Source organism: Enterobacter sp. SCRI0065, assembly GCF_059766475.1.
The window spans coordinates 659,406-679,304 of record NZ_JCBAJB010000002.1 but is presented as its reverse complement, the minus strand read 5'-3'; the positions used below and the strand labels follow the sequence as shown (position 1 = coordinate 679,304).

The 19,899-nt window shown below is 51.5% G+C and carries 14 protein-coding genes, 3 tRNA genes and 1 pseudogene; 7 read left to right on the top strand and 11 right to left on the bottom strand.

Features of this window, described 5'->3' with window-relative positions:
• Nucleotides 1-109: 109 nt before the first annotated feature.
• The 3 genes from AC6EMZ_RS09070 to AC6EMZ_RS09060 are packed head-to-tail and all read right to left on the bottom strand — an operon-like array spanning nt 110 to nt 8,526.
• Nucleotides 110-1,444 carry an HlyD family type I secretion periplasmic adaptor subunit gene (locus tag AC6EMZ_RS09070; protein WP_498402105.1) on the bottom strand — a complete coding sequence of 445 codons (1,335 nt, stop codon included), beginning with the start codon at nt 1,442-1,444 and terminating at the stop codon, nt 110-112.
• A complete protein-coding gene (locus AC6EMZ_RS09065) occupies nt 1,444-3,186 on the bottom strand; it encodes a type I secretion system permease/ATPase (protein WP_498402104.1) in 1,743 nt (580 codons plus the stop codon). The genes AC6EMZ_RS09070 and AC6EMZ_RS09065 overlap by 1 nt, the downstream gene beginning before the upstream one ends.
• Before the next feature lie 60 nt (nt 3,187-3,246).
• The gene (locus AC6EMZ_RS09060) at nt 3,247-8,526 is read right to left on the bottom strand and encodes a peroxidase family protein (protein ID WP_498402103.1); all 5,280 of its coding nucleotides are present in this window, start codon (nt 8,524-8,526) and stop codon (nt 3,247-3,249) included.
• Nucleotides 8,527-9,266: 740 nt separating this feature from the next.
• Here AC6EMZ_RS09060 and AC6EMZ_RS09055 point away from each other — a divergent pair.
• From AC6EMZ_RS09055 to AC6EMZ_RS09030, 6 genes are all read left to right on the top strand, one after another.
• The gene (locus AC6EMZ_RS09055; RefSeq protein WP_498402102.1) at nt 9,267-10,388 is read left to right on the top strand and encodes a branched-chain amino acid ABC transporter substrate-binding protein; all 1,122 of its coding nucleotides are present in this window, start codon (nt 9,267-9,269) and stop codon (nt 10,386-10,388) included.
• 108 nt (nt 10,389-10,496) lie between these two features.
• On the top strand, nt 10,497-11,411 hold the full coding sequence (locus AC6EMZ_RS09050; RefSeq protein ID WP_498402101.1) for an ABC transporter permease subunit: 915 nt from the start codon (nt 10,497-10,499) through the stop codon (nt 11,409-11,411).
• 9 nt (nt 11,412-11,420) lie between these two features.
• On the top strand, nt 11,421-12,710 hold the full coding sequence (livM, locus tag AC6EMZ_RS09045; RefSeq protein WP_498402100.1) for a high-affinity branched-chain amino acid ABC transporter permease LivM: 1,290 nt from the start codon (nt 11,421-11,423) through the stop codon (nt 12,708-12,710).
• Nucleotides 12,707-13,582 carry an ABC transporter ATP-binding protein gene (locus tag AC6EMZ_RS09040; protein WP_498402099.1) on the top strand — a complete coding sequence of 292 codons (876 nt, stop codon included), beginning with the start codon at nt 12,707-12,709 and terminating at the stop codon, nt 13,580-13,582. Before livM ends, AC6EMZ_RS09040 begins: the two co-directional genes overlap by 4 nt.
• Nucleotides 13,579-14,295: an ABC transporter ATP-binding protein gene (locus AC6EMZ_RS09035; protein WP_498402098.1), complete on the top strand. Its 717-nt coding sequence runs from the start codon at nt 13,579-13,581 to the stop codon at nt 14,293-14,295. The genes AC6EMZ_RS09040 and AC6EMZ_RS09035 overlap by 4 nt, the downstream gene beginning before the upstream one ends.
• A 148-nt stretch (nt 14,296-14,443) precedes the next feature.
• Nucleotides 14,444-14,671 carry a hypothetical protein gene (locus AC6EMZ_RS09030; protein WP_498402097.1) on the top strand — a complete coding sequence of 76 codons (228 nt, stop codon included), beginning with the start codon at nt 14,444-14,446 and terminating at the stop codon, nt 14,669-14,671.
• Nucleotides 14,672-14,838: 167 nt separating this feature from the next.
• Here the strand turns inward: AC6EMZ_RS09030 and AC6EMZ_RS09025 are convergent, their stop codons facing one another.
• Together AC6EMZ_RS09025 and AC6EMZ_RS09020 are read right to left on the bottom strand one after the other, a co-directional pair.
• Nucleotides 14,839-15,345 (bottom strand): DUF3828 domain-containing protein, encoded by a 507-nt coding sequence (locus AC6EMZ_RS09025; protein ID WP_498402096.1) that lies wholly within the window; start codon nt 15,343-15,345, stop codon nt 14,839-14,841.
• Nucleotides 15,345-15,713 (bottom strand): hypothetical protein, encoded by a 369-nt coding sequence (locus tag AC6EMZ_RS09020; RefSeq protein ID WP_498402095.1) that lies wholly within the window; start codon nt 15,711-15,713, stop codon nt 15,345-15,347. The genes AC6EMZ_RS09025 and AC6EMZ_RS09020 overlap by 1 nt, the downstream gene beginning before the upstream one ends.
• 279 nt (nt 15,714-15,992) lie before the next feature.
• Here AC6EMZ_RS09020 and AC6EMZ_RS09015 point away from each other — a divergent pair.
• Nucleotides 15,993-16,106: pseudogene (locus AC6EMZ_RS09015) on the top strand (integrase); the annotation flags it as partial.
• A gap of 125 nt (nt 16,107-16,231) precedes the next feature.
• Here AC6EMZ_RS09015 and AC6EMZ_RS09010 read toward each other — a convergent pair.
• From AC6EMZ_RS09010 to uvrY, 6 genes are all read right to left on the bottom strand, one after another.
• Nucleotides 16,232-16,317: transfer RNA gene (locus tag AC6EMZ_RS09010), tRNA-Leu, on the bottom strand.
• A gap of 12 nt (nt 16,318-16,329) precedes the next feature.
• Nucleotides 16,330-16,403: transfer RNA gene (locus AC6EMZ_RS09005), tRNA-Cys, on the bottom strand.
• 52 nt (nt 16,404-16,455) lie between these two features.
• Nucleotides 16,456-16,531, bottom strand: a tRNA-Gly gene (locus AC6EMZ_RS09000).
• 150 nt (nt 16,532-16,681) lie between these two features.
• Nucleotides 16,682-17,230, bottom strand: a complete 549-nt coding sequence (gene pgsA, locus AC6EMZ_RS08995) for a CDP-diacylglycerol--glycerol-3-phosphate 3-phosphatidyltransferase (RefSeq protein ID WP_498402094.1) — start codon at nt 17,228-17,230, stop codon at nt 16,682-16,684.
• A gap of 56 nt (nt 17,231-17,286) precedes the next feature.
• Nucleotides 17,287-19,119: an excinuclease ABC subunit UvrC gene (uvrC, locus tag AC6EMZ_RS08990; RefSeq protein ID WP_498402093.1), complete on the bottom strand. Its 1,833-nt coding sequence runs from the start codon at nt 19,117-19,119 to the stop codon at nt 17,287-17,289.
• Nucleotides 19,116-19,772, bottom strand: coding sequence for a UvrY/SirA/GacA family response regulator transcription factor (gene uvrY / locus AC6EMZ_RS08985; protein WP_498402092.1), 657 nt, complete (start codon nt 19,770-19,772; stop codon nt 19,116-19,118). Before uvrY ends, uvrC begins: the two co-directional genes overlap by 4 nt.
• Nucleotides 19,773-19,899 lie beyond the last annotated feature (127 nt).

Genomic DNA, 19,899 nt, shown 5'->3' with positions numbered 1-19,899 from the left:
TCACCGTAAAAATGTACGCGAAAAAAACGCGCAGAGATAAGACAGCCTGTTAGTGATATTTACCGTAACAGCTCCCGCCAGGTCTTTGCAGGAGCTGTTACATAAATCTTCAATATTCTTTAAAGGCCAGTTCCAGTCGCGCGATTAACGGTTTGAACAGATAGCTCAGCATCGTGCGTTCACCGGTTTTTATCGTCACGCTGGCGGGCATGCCCGCTTTAATTTTGTAATCACCGAGTAGATGTACGCCCTCCGCTGAAACCTGCACCTCTGCAAGGTAATAGGGTTGTTGGCTGACTTTATCAATTAACCTGTCGGCTGATATGGTTAATACGCGAGCCGGAACCGACGGCAATAACGCGTGGTTGAGCGCGGGAAACAGAACATCCACCGTCAGTCCTGGGGCCAGTTTGTCGATCGCCTGCACCGGGATTTTGGCGTCAATCTGCAAAGGTTGGCCTGCCGCAACGATATCCATGAGGTGCTCACCCGGTTGAATAACGCCGCCTACGGTGCTGACTTTGACATCCAGCACAATCCCCTCGATAGGAGAGCGGATTTCGGTATTCTCCAGTTCATGTCTGGTGGACACTAATTCATCTTCCAGCATGGCAACATCTTTTTGTTTAAGCGTTAACTCAGACTCGACCTCTTTCATATACTGATGATTAACCTGATACGCTTTTATTTTCAGTTCATTTTGCTGTGACTTGAGTTTAGCAATATTAAGAATGTCCTCAGACACATTGCTGGATATTTCTGCGGCCTCACGCTCGAGGCCCAACAGCTGCGCCTTCGGATAATAATTTTTTTCACTCAACGCCCTGACCGCCCCCAACTCTCTGCTAATCAGGTTGAACTGATGTTCACGAAATCCTTTTATTTTATTCAGATTCTCAGTCTGCCCTGCAAGACCATCCAGCGTCTCATCAATCATCGACAGTTCATCCTGAATGGTTTTACGGCGGGTCTCGAACAGTTTTTCCTGTAGATGTTTAATCTCTTCAAGGCGTTTATTATTGGCAAAATTCAGCGACAGGGTTTCACTAAAGGAAATGATCTCAAGCCCGTCTCTCTCTGCCAGTAAACGGTCTTCGATGGCTTTGGCGGAAATGTACTGCGCGCTCAGCGCGCTGTAGCGCATATCCAGCTGCATTTTATCTAAACGCACCAGTACCTGATTTTTTTTCACCAGATCCCCTTCTTTTATAAAGATATCGGTGACCCGCCCACCGCTTAAATGCTGAATGGTTTTACGATTGCTCGATACGGTGACTGTACCATCCGCCACAACCCCGGCATCAAGAGGGGCTTGCACTGCCCACAGTAAAAAGCCACCTACTCCCAGGATGATAATGAAGATCCCACGTAATAATGGCGGCCAGATATTGGTATCAACACCGCTGGCATTAGGTGTCGGGGGGTTATCGCTTATTTTTTTCATCACAATGCCTCTCGCTGCGGCTCACCATTCAGTCCAGACGCGGTGGATACCGGTTTTAAAATATTCGCCTGACGAAGATTGGCGAAAACCTGGTCGCGGGTGCCAAACTCTTGAACCGCACCGTCGTTAAGCAACAGGATTTTATTCACAACCCCCAACAACGTGGGGCGATGGGAAATAATCACCACGGTTTGTCCCTGCGCGCGCACCGCATTAATGGCCTGGATCAGGGCATATTCCCCGGCGTCATCAAGGTTGGCATTGGGTTCATCAAGAACAATAAAGGCGGGGTTGTTATAGACAGCCCGGGCTAACCCAATACGCTGTCGTTGCCCCCCGGATAATTGATACCCGTTTGCACCGAGCGGCGTGTCGTAACCCTGCGGCAGTCGTAAAATCATGTCATGCACGCCTGCCAGCGTCGCCGCAGCCACGATGGCGTCGCTATCGTTTTGTGTAAAGCGCGCAATGTTTTGCGCGATGCTCCCGTCAAACAGTTCAACTTCTTGCGGCAAATAGCCTATCGACGGGCCAAGTAGGGCTTTGTCCCAATGGCAAATATCCGCACCGTCAATGCGAACCTTACCGGCAAGCGGAGCCCAGACCCCAACAAGTAATTTAGCGAGAGACGTTTTACCGGATGCGGACGGGCCAATAATGCCCAGCACTTCACCTTGATCAAGCTGAAAGGCTATATTTCGAAGCGTTGGCGTCTTTTGTCCGGGAGGCGCGGCAAACAATCCCTCAACGCTAATATTGCCTTTCGGACGCGGTAGCGTCAGCACCGCTTTAGGCTCCGGATACTCTTTCAGCAGCGTTGAGAGTTGCTGCCACGCGTGGCGAAACTGGACAAACTGTTTCCAGCTCGCAATGACTTGCTCAACGGGATTCAGTACCCGCCCAAGAATAATGGATGCTGCAATCATCAGACCCGGGGTAATTTGCCCTCCAATAACCAGCAGCGCACCTGCGCCCAGTGAAACGGATTGCAGCAGTATCCGGACAAACCGACTCAGGCTACTTAGCCCTGAGGTTCTGTCGGCGATATGCGTTTGTATCACCAGGACTTTACTGTGCTGCTCCAGCCAGTGACGCTTCAGGGTTGGAAGCATCCCCATCGCCTCGATGGTATCGGAGTTTTGCAGCTGCTTGTTAAGCTTGCTGCTATTGCTTTGCGTTAATGAATGAGCCTGTTGAATCGGTTTTTTGGTGGTCAGTTCTGTTATCAGCGTCAGGGTAAATAAAAGCAGTATTCCCACGACGGAGATATATCCCAGCAAAGGGTGAACGAGAAAGGCAATTAATAAATAAAAAGGTGTCCAGGGAATATCGAGTAAAGCAAATATACTGTTGCCGGAGAGAAATTGTCGAACCTGAGCCAGATCACCGAGCGCCTGTGCCGGGTTATTATCCCCCGTCACAATGCGTCGCTTAAACGCGGCATTAAACACTAACTGATTTAATTTCACATCCAGCCGATTGCCAAGTCGCGTCATTACGCTGGCGCGCGCAAACTCAATCATCGAAATAACGGTGTAAATACCGATAATCAACAGCGTTAACATGAGTAGTGTGGTGGTGTTTTTACTGACCAGCACGCGATCGTAGACCTGCAACATATAAATTGCTGGTGCCAGCATCAGCATATTGATGGTGCTGCTAAAAAATAGCAGCACCAAAAATGCTGGCCGGGTTCCCTTTAACGCAGTTTGCAATTCTGGTGACGTTGGCTGGCGCGGCATAGTTTTCTCCTTATGCAGTGAATCGCCACGACCCCAGAAAAGGGTCGTGGCTGCCTGAGGTTATAAGATGAAATCCGATACGTTCACGGTGCTGGCCGTGACGCCCGCGAGCGTAATAACGTTGCCGTCAATGTTAACGAGTGCATCGCCCGCACTCGCCGAGATTGCCACGCGTGATGTGAAGTTCGCCGTGGTGATGCCAAGCAGGCTGATATCCATCAGATCCTGCCCACCGCGAGAATCACTGTCGAAACCGGTGATACGATCCCGTCCGAAGCTGGTGCCAAACGCGAAGAAATCGTCGCCGGTTCCCCCGTCGAGGCTGTCATTCCCCGTACCGCCGTTGAGCACATCCACCCCAATGCCACCGCTCAGAACATCGATACCCGCGCCACCGGACAGGTTGTCATTACCGTTTGCACCCTGCAGATTGTCGTCACCCTCGCCGCCATCCAGCATATCATTACCGATGCCTCCTGATAGCTGGTCATTTCCGCCCATCCCTGAAAGACGGTCATTTCCGGAGCCGCCGGTGATGGTGTTGGCAAGTGCATTCCCCGTCGCGGTAAAATTGCCCTGACCGGTAAACACCAGAACCTCGACGTTTTCGGTCATCACGTAGGTATTGAGATCGGTCTGGACAGTATCGTTACCGGCATTAACGCCTTCCGTCACCACATCCCCCACGTTATCCACGATGTAGATATCATCCCCAGCGCCACCCGTCATATTGTCCGCATCCAGCCCGCCGTCGAGGCGATCGTTGCCCGCTTCACCCAGCAGCGTGTCCAGGCCGCGACCACCGTCCAGGCTGTCATTTCCTGCTCCGCCGTTCAGCAGGTCATCTCCAGCCTGGCCCAGCAGCGTGTCATTACCGCCTTCACCAAGCAGCACGTCACTCCACGCCGTACCGACAAGGGTGTTTGCCGAGTTATTGCCGACAACCATATCGCCGATAGGCTGTGTTGCCCCGGAAGTCAGGACGACCGAAGGATTCCCCTCGTCATCCGTGACCGTCACCACAACCTGCAACGTCCGTCCAATCATGTTCTGACCCGGCGTGTAGGTGGCGGCAGTCGCGCCGGCAATGTTGGTAAATGCCCCACCCGTGCTCATTCGCCACTGGTAAGTAAAGTTGCCTCCGGTCAGACCATCACTGTCGGCAATCCCGGAGACAATAGCGGTCAGCGTAACGCTTTCCGTCGGCGTCAGGTCGCTGATAACCGGTGCGCCCGTCGTAGGCTGGTCGCGAACCATTACCGCGCCGGTCTGTGTCGAAACCAGCCTTTCTGCATCCCCCATCATGTCGGTAAAGCTTGCGATAACCCGCAGAGGCGCACCCAAAATGCTACCCGGCACCCGGAATTCCGCGCCAGTCGCCTGATCACGCCACTGGCCTGCAACCAACGCTTGCCATGTCAGCGTAATGGCCGCATTTGCCGCGATACCGTTTCCATCCTGCAGGTTGGCCACATTGACGCGTAAAAGATCGCCGACTTCGGGCGTGCTATCCGAAATGGTCAGATTGCCGGTCGCGCTTTGCGCCGTCACCCACAGTTGCTGACCATTGCCAAACTCCAGCTTTTCGATATTGAGCAGGCGGTCAATACCGTCATTGAAAGCCAGTCCTGCCGCCGGGGTGGCATGATTCACCGTCAGACTGCCATCGGCGTTGCGGTTAAACAGATAGTTGCTGCTGATATCGCGATAGAGCGCAACGTCCGTTTCCGAGCCGTCCCCGTCTCGCACGATCTCGCGCACAATGGAGAGTTGGTTGGGTTTTAAGGTTCCCGCCAGCATGTACGACTTGAGTTCATTCATGCTGTCAGCGCTGGTCACGCTTGCCATTCCCGACACTGCAATGCGCACGTTCAGCCAGGCATCGCCATCAATGATGTCATTCCCCGATTTACCCGTGATACGGTCGCTGCCACCACCGCCGAGTAAAATGTCACCGCCGTTATCCGGATTAAACACCACGGCATGAGGGTCGAGTAGACGCGGGCCGCCCACAATGGTTTGAAGCCCGTTGATCCTGTCTACCCCTTCCTGAGTCAGATTGTTGGATAACGGGACGCCCTGCACTGGCGCAGTACCAATGGGTCGTTCCGTACCGATTAAGACATCATCGAATTTCCAGCCCGACAGCCCCTCGACCAGGTCGAAGCGATCCCGCAGGATAAACTCCTGCTGGTTCACAAAAAGTGGAATACCCAGGTCCGAGTTTGCCGCGTTGGGGTCGCCTTTGTGGATGGCCCAGTCAAAACCCGACATGCCGTTATTACGCTGTATCCCGGCCCCCTGAACCATAATGTCATCGCCGGCTTCGCCATCGTAGTCAGTATCATTACCCTGACCGTTCAGGACATCGTGACCAATAATGGTGCTGTTGAAGAACAGCTCTGAGTTATCACCCGCCAGAGAGTCAAACCCGTCGCCACCTTCCAGCCAGTCGTCGCCTTCGTTGCCCATCAGCGTGTCGCCGCCGGAACCGCCCAGGGCAAAATCGTTGTCACGCCCGGCGAAAATTTCCTGTGCATCTTCGCCCACAACCATAAAATCACTGCCGCTGCCGCCGAAGATGAGATCGTTTCCGTTACCGGAGAAGATAACGTCGTGACCGGCATCGCCATGCAGGAAGTCGGCCCCGCCGATCGGCGTTCCCGTGTCGGTGATAATGTCGTTTCCATCGCCGCCGTGAACCACATCGGCTTCATCGCCTCCGTCGAGACGATCGTTACCCGCATCGCCCCACAGGCTGTCGATGCCTTTACCACCGATTAAGGTGTCGTTACCGGCCGAGCCTCCAAGCACCACATGCCCATCGCCCGAGTATTTAAGATAAGCGCCGTCTGCCGCGCCATCCCCGTCAACATCTGCGCCCGCCGCACGTCGTACCACCAGCGGGAACAGCAGGTCTTTAAGCGCATTTCCCCATTTCGGATCGATATCCGTCTGAACTGCTTTGTTGACTTCCAAAATAAGGTCCGGCGTCTGGAACAGATGAGCAGGCAGGTGAGACGATCCCGCATCGCCCAGGTCGCTATTACGCATCACCAGCGCGGAGAAGGAGTTAGCTTCCAGTTCATTGAGCAAGTTCAGCCCCTGAACGCGGCTCAGGTAGTAGAATCGGTCGCCGTCCTGCAACATCTCCATTTGCGTTTCAAACACAAAATTGAAGGTAGAACCGAGCATCCCGCCAAACTCGTTTTTGCGCTCTGCCAGCCCGCCAATCCAGAAATCAACCGTATTCAGGCCCGATTCTTTTGTCGTCCAGGCTCCCGTGCTCATGAAGAAATCAAGCGCATCGGCACGCGCCGGGTCATCGGGATCGCCAAACAGCAGGAAGTTCACCGCATCGCGCTTCCCTTCAAGGGTAGTGGCGTTTCGAATGAGATCGTGCTGACCGTAGGCGGCCATAAAGTTGATGATGGAAGCGGGATTTTTCAGGAAGGAAGCAAAATCAGCCCAGCTGGTATACGGCCTTAACTCACTGTTGCCGCTCAACTCGTAAAATTGCTCACGCGCCTGATTCAGGGTCGGCATGAGCGTATCGCGTCCACGCGCTAAGTTGAGCGCACCTAAATCCAGCGGCAAGCCGACAAGATTATTACGCAGGGCATCCGTAATAAATTCATCGATTTCGTTGCCAACCTGCCGGGTCATCCCGCGTACAATCGCACCAATGGCCTGCTCATCAGAGATGGTTTCCCCATTTAGCTGATTAAAGGCTAGCGGATTAAGGAACGCCTCAATAAGACCAATATCATCATCCTGCATCTCTGCATCGGTTCGCGCGACGGTTTCCGTCAGCATCGAGTGGCCAAAACGGTAAACCACATGCGCGAATTCTGCGAAAATCGCGGGATTGATGTCGGCACTGTTAGAGAAAACAAACGGATCGACAGCGGGCTGAACGGTGCGGGCAAACTCTTCAAAAACAAGATGCTGATATTCCATTTCGGTGGCGAAGCGCCCCGCCTGGAATAAATATTCACCGTTCCACTGCAAGGTGCTGGTATCGGCCGGTATTTCCGTAATTTGATGATTTGGCATCAGCCATTCGTTGATCAGGCTAATGTCGTGACTGTCGAGAATGGTGGTTTTGTACTGCTCCACCAGCCGGTTGTGCTCGCTATGGAAGACCGAGTGAACGGCGGTAAGACCGATGTTTTCGTTGCCTCGCCCGTCACCGGTAATAAAGTGCCTGTCGAGCAGTTCATCGTCATATGTCCCGGTAGCCGGCGTGCCGCCAATGGCACTGTCGGCATCGGCTACCAGGCCCGCTTTCGGCACGGCGCTATGGGCGATATCATCCAGGAAGGCATGCCCGGTGCGTACTGTATCGGACGGCAAAACATCGCCGTTCGCTTCAACCAGTCCGTGCGCGGTCACGATTTGCACCTTACCGCTATCGCTGAGAATCAGGTTTCCGTAACGGTCGGTTGCCAGCAGAGGAACATTGAAAACATCCTGATTTGTCAGCTTAATGCCGAGCAGCGTTTCCGCCTGATGCTTAACATCAGACCAGGTTGCCAGTCCACCGTTTGCGCCTTCTAATAAATGCCCTGTCGGCTCGGGTTTGCCATCGACCATCACGTATTCACGAATGAAAATCTGGTGTGATGGATGCGAAGTGTAGGTCTGATTCTGATCGATAAACGGAGTCGTCGTATTTTTGGTGTCATGAGCGGCGTTAACTTCAGCACGAGTCAGGAGCATAAAGTTAGTCGGCGATCCTTCAACATATAATGGGTCATCGGGTTGCAGCGGGATAAATACAATTCCGTTTCCCGCCTTTGGAATAAGATCCAGACCATGGTCAAAGAATTGGCCAAAGAACGTCATCCAGCCATTAAACGCCGGGGATAACCCAACGTCAGGGGACAGGTTCGGAATGGACAAACTGCCGTTATCCGAAATAGTTCCTCCGCCTGGGGCATCCAGCAGCGAGTCGTGTGCTTCTTGCGCTGCGGGGTTAGATGCCGTTTGGTCCGAAATTAAATTACTGATGATTCGCGGGTCGGCGTCGACCACCATCTGATTAGGATTTAAATCGAGGTATTTCGCTAATGCCTGCAAATTATTCAGATCAAGTGCAATTAACCGTGGCATGGTTTGATCGGCTGAGCCATACAACTCCTGACCCGGCAACAAATTATTCCATGAACCATCGACAGTGCGTAGCCCGTAGGGTAATAGCGGGCTGGAGACCAGGTCTCGCAGCAGCTCTCCATTAATGGAACCATCCGGGTTTGTTGCGGCTTCAGATATTTTTATCTGTTGCAAAATAAACGCGAGATCGTGCAACGTGACGGTAAAGTCATATTGTGTGGCCATAAATAATTACCTCTTCTCGAATAAGCTATCCCCACTCTTTTTACCGCGAATGATAAATGCTGAAAAAGAATGATCCTCACCAGAAAACGCTGAATGCAATGATAGTAATAAGCTCCTTTTCGTTAATTAAGGACAACGTCTCACCCTGAAACTAAAGTCAGCTGGATAGATCTATAGACGAGTTTATTTACCGCCCAGATTACGCTAAATAAAAGAACACCAATGTTTAGCCAAACTTAACTAGTAATGTATTTTTACCCTTGGTTACGTTTGCACTATGTCATAACTATGCGGCGTGGTTATCTTCCTGACATCATACTTTATAATGAAACACGTTTATTCTGGCCTAGGCTTATCAACACAATAACAACATACTTTAAATGGTCTTTGCTGGTGCAATAAAACGTAAATCGTGACCGTTGCACACATTAGGTGCTTTGTTGTTAACGAGATGTGATCCCCGCTGTAATTTCAGTTCACCGTCCCAGGCGGCTTAAAACGCCGCTCTATACTGAAATATGTCAAAACCCGTACCGTGGGTTAACCACTCTGGCAACCATTTTGCTTAATGTTCCTGCCTGTAAAAGAGAAAAGGAATCCTCGCCGTTATCAGCGGGATAATGTCAGGTTGTTTTTCGTTTAGTGCATTTTGTTCTCGCATTTGCTTTTGGATTGAGTGCGCCGTCAGGCGTTCGGCTTCACACCGTGGTGCAACACACTCTTTACTAAGGAAAATAATAATGTCGCTGAAATTTATCAAAAGTCCTCTTTCTCTGGTGTTAGCGGGTTGCCTGGTGACGGCTTTTTCCGCTCAGGCGGATATCGTCATTGGCGTGGCAGGACCGTTCACCGGGCCGAATGCCACCTATGGCGATCAATACTGGCATGGTGCAACGCAGGCAGCGGAAGATATTAATGCCGCAGGCGGAATTAACGGCGAAAAGATAAAGCTGGTCCAGGGCGATGACGCTTGTGAACCAAAACAAGCCGTCTCCGTCGCAAACCGTTTGGTTGATCAAGATAAAGTCAAAGCCGTGGTCGGGCATTTCTGCTCTTCTTCAACGATGCCAGCCTCTGAGGTTTACAACGACGCGGGCGTGCTTGCCATTACCCCAGGATCAACCAATCCGCTGATTACCGAACGCGGCATGAGCGATATGTTCCGCATGTGCGGACGTGACGACCAGCAGGGGAAAGTCGCCAGTGATTTCATCATTGATAAGCTTAAGGCTAAACGTGTGGCCATCATTCACGATAAGGACACCTACGGTCAGGGACTCGCCGATGCAACCAAAGCAGCACTGGCGAAACGCGGCGTAAACGATGTGCTGTACGAGGGTCTGTCGCGAGGTGAAAAAGACTTTAATGCGCTGGTCACCAAAATTGGCGCGCAAAAACCGGACGTGGTGTTCTTTGGTGGCTGCCATCCTGAAGCCGGACCGCTGGTTCGCCAGATGCGCGAGCAAGGCGTGCAGGCCAAATTCTTCTCCGGCGACTGTATCGTCAATGAAGAGATGGTCACCGCCGCGGGTGGCCCGAAATACACCAACGGGATTTACATGACGTTTGGTAAAGATCCGCGTCTGATTCCCGATGGCAAAGCCGTCATCGAAAAATTCCGCGCCGGTAAATTTGAACCTGAAGGCTACACCCTCTATTCCTACGCCTCTGTGCAGGCAATCGCGGCGGCATTTAAAGCGACCGGCGGGACGGATTCAGCCAAAGCCAGCGCCTGGTTAAAAGCCAATCCGGTGGAAACGGTGATGGGCAAAAAATCCTGGGATGATAAAGGCGACCTGAAAGTCTCGGACTATGTGGTTTATCAGTGGGATGACAAAGGCAAATATCAGGAAGTGCAGTAACGGGACGGCGTTACGCTCAATCTCGACTAACGCGATAAACACCTCAGGCTGCATGTGAATCGACATGCAGCCTGAGGTATGACGGGTACATAACAAGAGCGCGCGAAGATGAGTACATTCTTTCTGCAACAGCTTATCAATGGTTTAACGCTGGGTTCAGTCTACGGGTTGATCGCCATCGGTTACACCATGGTGTATGGCATTATTGGCATGATAAATTTCGCTCATGGCGAAGTGTATATGATCTCTGCTTATCTCAGTGCCATCGGTCTGGCGTTACTTTCTTTCTTCGGTCTGCACTCTTTTCCTTTACTGATCCTCGGCACGCTGGTGTTCACCATTATCGTAACCGGGGTGTACGGTTGGACGATTGAGCGTATCGCCTATAAACCGTTACGAAACTCGACGCGATTAGCCCCGCTTATCTCCGCCATCGGCATGTCGTTAATTTTGCAAAACTACGCGCAAATCAGCCAGGGTCCACGCCAGCAAGGCGTGCCAACGATGCTTGACGGCGTACTTCGTTTTCATATTGGCGAAGGTTTTGTGCAGGTGACCTATACCAAGGTGTTTATTTTGATCGCCTCATTTGCCGGCATGCTGCTGCTGACGTGGATAATCAGCCGCACTCGTCTGGGACGGATGTGTCGCGCGGTACAGCAAGACCGGAAAATGGCGTCAATCCTCGGGATTAACACCGACAGGATTATCTCGCTGGTATTCGTGATTGGCGCAGCTATGGCCGGTCTCGCGGGCGTATTAATTACCATGAACTACGGCACCTTTGATTTCTACGTAGGCTTTGTCATTGGCATTAAAGCCTTCACCGCCGCCGTACTTGGCGGTATTGGCTCACTGCCCGGCGCGATGCTAGGGGGATTAATCCTCGGTATTGCGGAAGCGCAATTTTCAGGGATGGTGAACTCCGATTACAAAGACGTGTTCTCGTTTGGATTACTGGTGGTGATCCTCATTTTCCGTCCTCAGGGACTGCTTGGCCGCCCTGTTGTTGCCAAAGTGTGAGGAGTGAATATGACGACACTTACGGATTCACACGAAGGTTTCTCTTTGAAACGCTGCATTCTGGATGCCCTTTTTGCCGGTATGGTCGCGTTAATTATTTTTGGCCCGATCGTGGGTGTGGTGCTGGATGGTTACAGTTTTAACTTCGACGGGCACCGATTAGCCTGGATAGTGGCGGCCGTTATGATCGGGCGTTTTTTACTGACGGCCTTTCTGACAACCGCCATCGGTACTCGTTTCTTATCGCGCTTCGACGCACAACACGCGGGCGTTTACGTGCGCGCCCCTGAATATAAAAGCCGTATGCGCTGGATTATTCCTCTGGTTCTCACGCTTGCCGTCTGTTTTCCATTTATCGCCACCAAGTACGTCCTCACCGTCGCGATTCTCGGGTTGATATACGTGTTGCTCGGCCTGGGTTTGAATATTGTTGTCGGCCTGGCCGGGTTATTGGATCTGGGATATGTCGCCTTTTACGCCATTGGCGCATACGGTCTGGCGCTGGGTTATCAATATCTGGGGCTGGGATTCTGGACGATGCTGCCGCTGGCGGCGCTGATGGCCGCAGCAGCCGGTGCCTTGCTGGGGTTTCCGGTGCTGCGTATGCACGGCGATTATCTGGCTATTGTGACCCTCGGATTCGGGGAAATTATCCGCCTGATCCTCAATAACTGGCTGACGTTCACCGGTGGACCAAACGGGGTTTCCGCCCCGCCGCCCACCTTTTTTGGCCTTGAATTTGGCAGGCGCGCAAAAGAGGGAGGCATTCCGTTTCATGAGTTTTTCCACCTGACCTACAACCCAAATATGAAGTTTATCTTTATCTATACCGTTCTGGTTCTGGTGGTATTGCTAGTGCTGTATATCAAGCATCGCCTGACGCGAATGCCGATTGGCCGAGCCTGGGAAGCGCTGCGCGAGGACGAAATTGCCTGTCGCTCATTGGGGTTGAATCATGTTCTGGTGAAGCTTTCTGCTTTTACGTTGGGGGCATCTACCGCCGGGATTGCTGGCGTGTTCTTCGCCACCTACCAGGGGTTCGTCAACCCGACGTCGTTTACCTTCTTTGAGTCAGCACTGATCCTGGCCATCGTTGTATTGGGCGGAATGGGCTCAACTCTGGGCGTGGTGCTGGCCGCGTTTGTGCTTACCGTGACGCCAGAGCTGCTGCGTAGTTTCGCGGAATACCGTGTGCTGCTGTTTGGCATGCTGATGGTCGTTATGATGATTTGGCGGCCGCGAGGCTTAATCCGCATCAACCGTAGCGGTTTCGCGGTACGTAAGGGAGTCGCACCATGAACGGTACGATATTAAGCGTTGAGCATCTGATGATGCATTTTGGCGGTATCAAGGCGCTAAATGACGTCAACCTTGAGGTACAGCGGGGTTCGATTACCGCCTTGATCGGGCCTAACGGTGCGGGGAAAACCACCGTATTTAACTGCTTAACCGGCTTCTATAAGGCTTCTGGCGGTAATATCCTTTTCAATACGCGCCAGAAAACAACCAACGTTATCCAGATCCTCGGCCAGAAATTCCAGCCGGGAGATTGGGTAAACCCGCCCCAACTGGCGCAGCGAATCTTTTATAAAATGTTCGGCGGCACTCACCTCGTTAATCGCGCAGGGCTTGCCCGCACGTTTCAAAATATCCGCCTGTTTCGGGAAATGTCAGTGGTGGAAAACCTTCTGATTGCGCAGCACATGCGCGTCAACCGCAATTTGCTTGCCGGCGTGCTGAATACTCCGGCCTGGCGTCGTGCAGAGAGCGACGCGCTGGATCGTGCATTTTACTGGCTGGAGGTGGTGGATTTGGTGGATTGCGCCAATCGTCTGGCAGGCGAGATGTCATATGGCCAGCAGCGCCGACTCGAAATCGCGCGTGCCATGTGTACTGGCCCAGAAATGCTGTGTCTGGACGAACCGGCCGCAGGGTTAAACCCCGTTGAAACCCGTACGCTAAGTAAAATTATTCGTTTTTTACGAGACCATCACGGTATCACCGTTTTGCTGATTGAACACGATATGGGAATGGTGATGGAGATTTCAGACCGCATTATTGTCCTCGACCACGGCGACGTCATTGCCGAGGGCAAACCTGAACAAATCCAACATGATGACAAGGTCATTGCCGCCTATCTGGGCACCGATGAAAACGAGGTCAGCGCATGAGCGACACGATGCTGGAGTTCAGGGAGGTCGACGTTTTTTATGGCGTTATTCAGGCCCTCAGGCAGGTTTCTTTACAGGTGAATAAAGGCGAAACCGTGTCTCTGATCGGTGCCAACGGTGCGGGTAAATCAACCTTACTCATGTCAATATTTGGTCAGCCCCGCATTCGTAGCGGCCAGATACGCTTTCGCGGCGAAGATATTAGTCATAAATCAACACATTACGTAGCCTCGACTGGGATCGCACAAGCCCCAGAAGGTCGGCGTATTTTCCCGGACATGACCGTCGAAGAGAATTTGTTAATGGGCACCATTCCTGTCGGTAACCAGTATGCAGCTGAAGATCTGCAAAGCATGTTCGACCTCTTTCCGCGCCTGAAAGAACGCCGCAAACAGCGCGCCATGACCATGTCCGGTGGGGAACAACAGATGCTGGCCATTGCCCGCGCGTTGATGAGCCGCCCTCAGCTTTTACTTCTGGATGAACCCAGCCTGGGACTCGCCCCGATAGTGGTGAAACAGATATTCCAGACGCTACGCGAACTGGCTCGCAATGGAATGACTATCTTTTTGGTGGAACAAAATGCCCACCACGCGCTTAAGCTTTCCGATCGCGGATACGTGATGGTGAATGGGCAGATCAGGTTAAGCGGCAGCGGCGAAGAACTGTTAGGGAATCAGGAAGTCAGAAAAGCCTATTTAGGTGGGGTATAAAACGCCAAAGACGCTCGAAATCACGGGGTTGCGCCTATTATTTTTATGCTCAGTTACGCAAACCGTGAGCCATTACCCTGTATGAGAATGCAGGACGTGGTTAATAGATAACGTCGCCAGAAATTAGGCTTAGCTAACAGGATGCGGTATGGAAAATTACGCCAACAAAAGCGGTGATTCACAGGTCGTCAGCTTCCACATTGATGCCAATTCGATGAAGGTCCGTTTTAAGAATAACCACGTCTATGCCTACGATATCCGCCACCCGGGGCCGGAGCATCTGGAAAAAATGAAAGAGCTGGCACGCGCCGGATGGGGTCTGAATACCTATATAGAAAGTGAAGTCAAAAACGATTTTTCATCAAAGGTGTTTTAAGCTTCAATTCCTGATCTGGGGCGGCTCGCCAGTCTCCCCACTATCGTCATGCTAATTGCGGTTAAGTTTATCAGGGCACGAATTTCAGGCACAAAAAAACCCGCACAACGGCGGGTAAGGAGAATGAAAATGCCCAGGTTCATGCCAGGGCTAATGATGTTTACGGTTCAAAGGCTGCTTTCTGCTGCAACTTTTGCCTGGGCAATTGCTCCGGCATTGAATATTGGGTGCTCGTAATTGTTCGTTATGTCACGAACGCGGTAGATTTTCCATGCATCATCTTCACGACGAAGAAATACTTCAATGTGTAGACTTCTCCCATCACCCGCCCCCTCAATAACCTGGACGACTTCACCGTTTAAAAATGGCCTTGCGTTTTCCACTCGTAACGCAGGAATCCATTCGCGAGAGTAATCCTGTGTATACGTAAAATAGTCAGACTCTATTAACTCTTGTTCAGAGATTTCCTGAATGGCATCAATACGAGCAATAGTATCTGTAGAAACATATTTACGCAGTTCATCGACAGGGTAAGGTCTGGCTTCATCGCTGCCGAATGCGAAAAGATAGGATTTATAAAATGATTCGGTAGCGTCTTGCGCACTCTGATCTTGATTGGCAGTCGAACTACATCCCCCCAGCAACATAACGACTGATAAATATATCCTTTTCATCAATGTATCCTGTAAATTTTAAAGGATGGTTGCATTTTGCGGTACCCAGGCCCTGGATACAGGCTTTTTTGAACAAAATCAGAAATCCACTGAGTGCCGTCATACATAGTCATGTGACCTATGCCATTTCCACCGTGGTACGGCTGTATCACAGCCACATCGCCAGAAATTAAAGTTGAACCGGGCGGCAACTCACTGAATCCAGCACGTAATAATTCCGCCCCATAATCTTTTGCATATTCTGTGTTCGATACCTTAACACCTCCAGCCAGAATGGCCAGGCGGGTAAACTTTGCACATTCACTATGAGAGTGCCCCAGAGCGTGTGAACGGAGATACGAAACTGCAGCTTCTTTTTTCCAACTCATTCTTAGTTCCTTTAAGTAAGTAAGAATGAAATTATTACGTTAACCGTTGATATATTGTGGGATAAAAAATGCTGATCTTAAAAATACCCCGGCGATATAACAGGGGTAAAGTATCGGGTGCTTGGGCAATCTTGAGCGTAATGCCTGCCAGTAAACCTGATCTCTTGTCGAGCCTCCTGCAGGAGCTTCTTTACGTCGCATCCTTACCTCGTACTACTCCGGAGTCACATTAATCACACGGGTGAAACCAATCTGATCTTCAATACTGCTGGTGTATGAAATTTGGAAGGAACGCTGCAAGAGAAGCAGGAGATATCGGGCCACAAGAACGCGTCTCAAACGGCAAGATATAATAGGAAAATCTCAGTGGTGCCAGTCGTAGGAGGGCAGTGATGCACCCTTCATATGGTGAAGCTGAATGGCGAAACAATGGCGAATGGCGAAATTTAGGCAATAAAAAACCACCCGAGGGTGGCTTATACGACACTGCTTATTGCTTTGTTATTCTACTTTTCCCATGGTACCCGGAACGAGACTTGAACTCGTACAGCCTATGGCCGAGGGATTTTAAATCCCTTGTGTCTACCGATTCCACCATCCGGGCTCGGGAAGAAAGTGGAGGCGCGTTCCGGAGTCGAACCGGACTAGACGGATTTGCAATCCGCTACATAACCGCTTTGCTAACGCGCCTTGATTCTTCAGGTCTTGCGACCAGCATCCGCAACTGCCAATGCTTTTAATTTGGAGCGGGAAACGAGACTCGAACTCGCGACCCCGACCTTGGCAAGGTCGTGCTCTACCAACTGAGCTATTCCCGCAATCATCAAGCTATATGCTAATCACTTGATTTTGTTATCGACTGGCGAAACGTGCCGCCGTTCGATGCGTTGCATTCTACTTATATGACGTTTTGAGTCAACGTTAATTTTGCTTCACCGAATCGTTTGCTGAAAATTACGGCGAAACGATCACTGTTCAAGCAAATCCCCGCGAGAGGCGTTCAGGTATTGCAGCATTGACCACAGGGTCAGCACCGCTGCGACCCACAGCAGACCAATCCCTGCCCATTCTACCCATGCGTTTGGACGCCATAGCATCCACACCAGCGAGGTCATCTGTGCGGTGGTTTTGACTTTCCCAATCCAGGAAACCGCTACACTGCTGCGTTTACCCAGTTCAGCCATCCATTCACGCAGCGCAGAGATAATGATCTCACGCCCAATCATGGTCGCCGCTGGCAATGTCACCCACCAGGTATGATAGTGCTCGGCGACCAGCACCATCGCAATTGCCACCATCACTTTGTCCGCGACCGGGTCGAGGAACGCACCAAACCGCGTGCTCTGGTTCCAGCGACGCGCCAGATAGCCATCAAACCAGTCTGTCACTGCCGCAACGAGGAAAATGAGTGCACAAGCGAAAGAAGCCCACGTGAACGGCAGGTAAAACGCCAGTACAAAGAATGGGATAAGTACGACGCGAAAGAGCGTAAGCAACGTAGGGATATTAAATCGCATAGTGACGGTAACTGTCTGTTGTCAGTAAAATTTAGCTCTATGTTGCTACAGAGCCCTCAATGTTTCAACGAGTAGTAGATCTTTTCTGCCAGCCCTTGCGAAATGCCCGGCACTTTTGCAATTTCTTCAACGCTGGCGTTGAGTAATCCTTGCAATCCACCCATGTACTTTAGCAGCATTTGGCGACGTTTTGGCCCAACACCTTCGATAGTCTCAAGCGTACTGGTATTTTTGACCTTGGCCCTTTTCTTACGATGGCCACTAATAGCGTGATCGTGCGATTCGTCGCGAATATGTTGGATGACATGCAACGCAGGGGAATCCGGTGGAAGATTAAAACCTTCGCCTTCCGGCTCGAAGAACAGCGTTTCCAGGCCGGCCTTTCGATCGGTTCCTTTCGCCACACCCAACAGCAACGGGTGATGCTTGTCCCACTCGACATCCAGTTCGGCAAACACGGTTTTGGCCTGACCTAACTGCCCCTTCCCGCCGTCGATTAAAATTACGTCCGGGATTTTACTCTCTTCAATCGCTTTACCGTAGCGGCGACGCAGCACCTGATTCATTGCCGCATAATCATCGCCTGGCGTGATGCCGGTAATGTTATACCGACGATATTCCGCCCGCACCGGGCCATTAGCGTCAAATACGACGCAGGACGCGACCGTCTGCTCTCCCATGGTATGACTGATATCAAAGCATTCCATGCGCTTTATTTCTGGCAATTTTAACACCGTTGCCAGGGCCAGCAGACGCTGGTGGATGGTCGACTGTTGAGAGAGTTTAGTCGTGAGCGCAATGGCCGCATTGGTGCGCGCCAGCTTCAAATAGCGGGCGCGATCGCCACGCGGTTTTGTCTGCACATTCACGCGTCGCCCCGCCAGCTCGGAAAGGGAATCCGCCAGTAGCGTTTTGTCATTAAGATTGAAATCGAGCAAAATCTCTGAAGGTAGCGTACGCATCTGGCTACCCTGCAAATAAAACTGCCCCACAAAGGTTTCCACGACTTCACCCTGCTCCGTACCGCCCGGAACCTTTGGAAAGTAGCTTCTGCTCCCGAGCACTTTACCCTGTCGGATAAACAGCACGTGAACGCAGGCCATACCCGCATCAAACGAGACGCCGATGACATCCAGATCGTCACCGGTATTGGACACAAACTGTTTCTCCGTCACGCGACGCACGGCCTGGATCTGATCGCGTATCCGCCCCGCTTCTTCAAATGCCAGCGCCTGGCTGGCTTTCTCCATGCGAGCGATGAGCTGGGTTAAAACCTGATCGTCTTTGCCCGCCAGGAACAAGCGTACATAGTCCACCTGTTGTGCATACTCTTCTTCGCTGACTAACCCCGCGACGCAGGGGCCGAGACAACGGCCAATCTGGTATTGCAGGCAAGGACGTGAGCGGTTGCGATAAACACTGTTTTCACACTGGCGCACAGGGAAGATTTTTTGTAGCAGCGCCAGCGTCTCACGCACCGCATAGCCGTTCGGAAACGGACCAAAGTATTCACCTTTGGCATGCTTTGCACCGCGGTGAATCGTCAGGCGTGGATGCGTATCGCTGCTGAGGAAGATAAACGGATAGGATTTATCATCACGTAGCAGAACGTTGTAACGCGGCTGATACAGTTTGATGTAGTTGTGTTCAAGCAGCAGCGCTTCCGTCTCCGTGTGGGTCACGGTCACGTCAATTTGATCTATCAGAGCCACCAGGGCTTCAGTCTTGCGGGAGGCGAGATTACTGCGAAAATAGCTGGAAAGACGTTTTTTAAGATCCTTCGCTTTGCCAACATAAATAACCGTACCGCCAGCGTCGTACATCCTGTAGACGCCCGGCTGGCTGGTTACGGTTTTCAGAAATGATTTTGAATCGAACACATCACTCACTGGCTAGTTAGGGTCTCTGCGTTGCACAAACCATGTCGAATGGCCAGGTGAGTGAGTTCAACATCACCATGAATGTTCAGTTTACTGAACATTCGGTAGCGGTAGCTGTTCACCGTCTTCGGGCTGAGATTCAACTGCTCAGAAATCTCATTCACCTTTTGGCCTTTGGTGATCATCAGCATAATCTGCAATTCACGCTCAGACAAACTGGCAAACGGCGAACCTGTTTTATCAGGTTCAATCTGACTCAATGCCATCTGCTGAGCGATATCCGACGCGATATAGCGCTGTCCGGCAAACACCGAACGGATGGCATTGACCACTTCCTGTGGTGCAGCGCCTTTACTGAGATATCCCGCAGCCCCGGCCTGCATCACTTTAGCCGGTAGCGGATTTTCGGTATGTACGGTCAGCATGATGACTTTAGTATCAACATAAGCACGCGCGATTTTACGCGTTGCTTCTAAACCGCCGATGCCGGGCATGTTCATGTCCATCAGCACGACGTCGGCAGAGTTCGCACGGCACCATTTCACGGCGTCTTCACCGCAACAGGCTTCCCCTGCGACTTTAATACCCTTTATATCTTCAAGTATGCGACGTATCCCTGCGCGCACCAGTTCGTGGTCATCAACAAGAAGGACGTTGATCAATGGAAATGTCTCCAGAATAGGGATAACGCAACTGACTGCTAATTTGGTTTATATTAACGGTTTTCATCTCAACATTAAAACGCTAAAAGCGCGCCATTCGATTTCGTTCTCGTTTTTGGAAATTAGC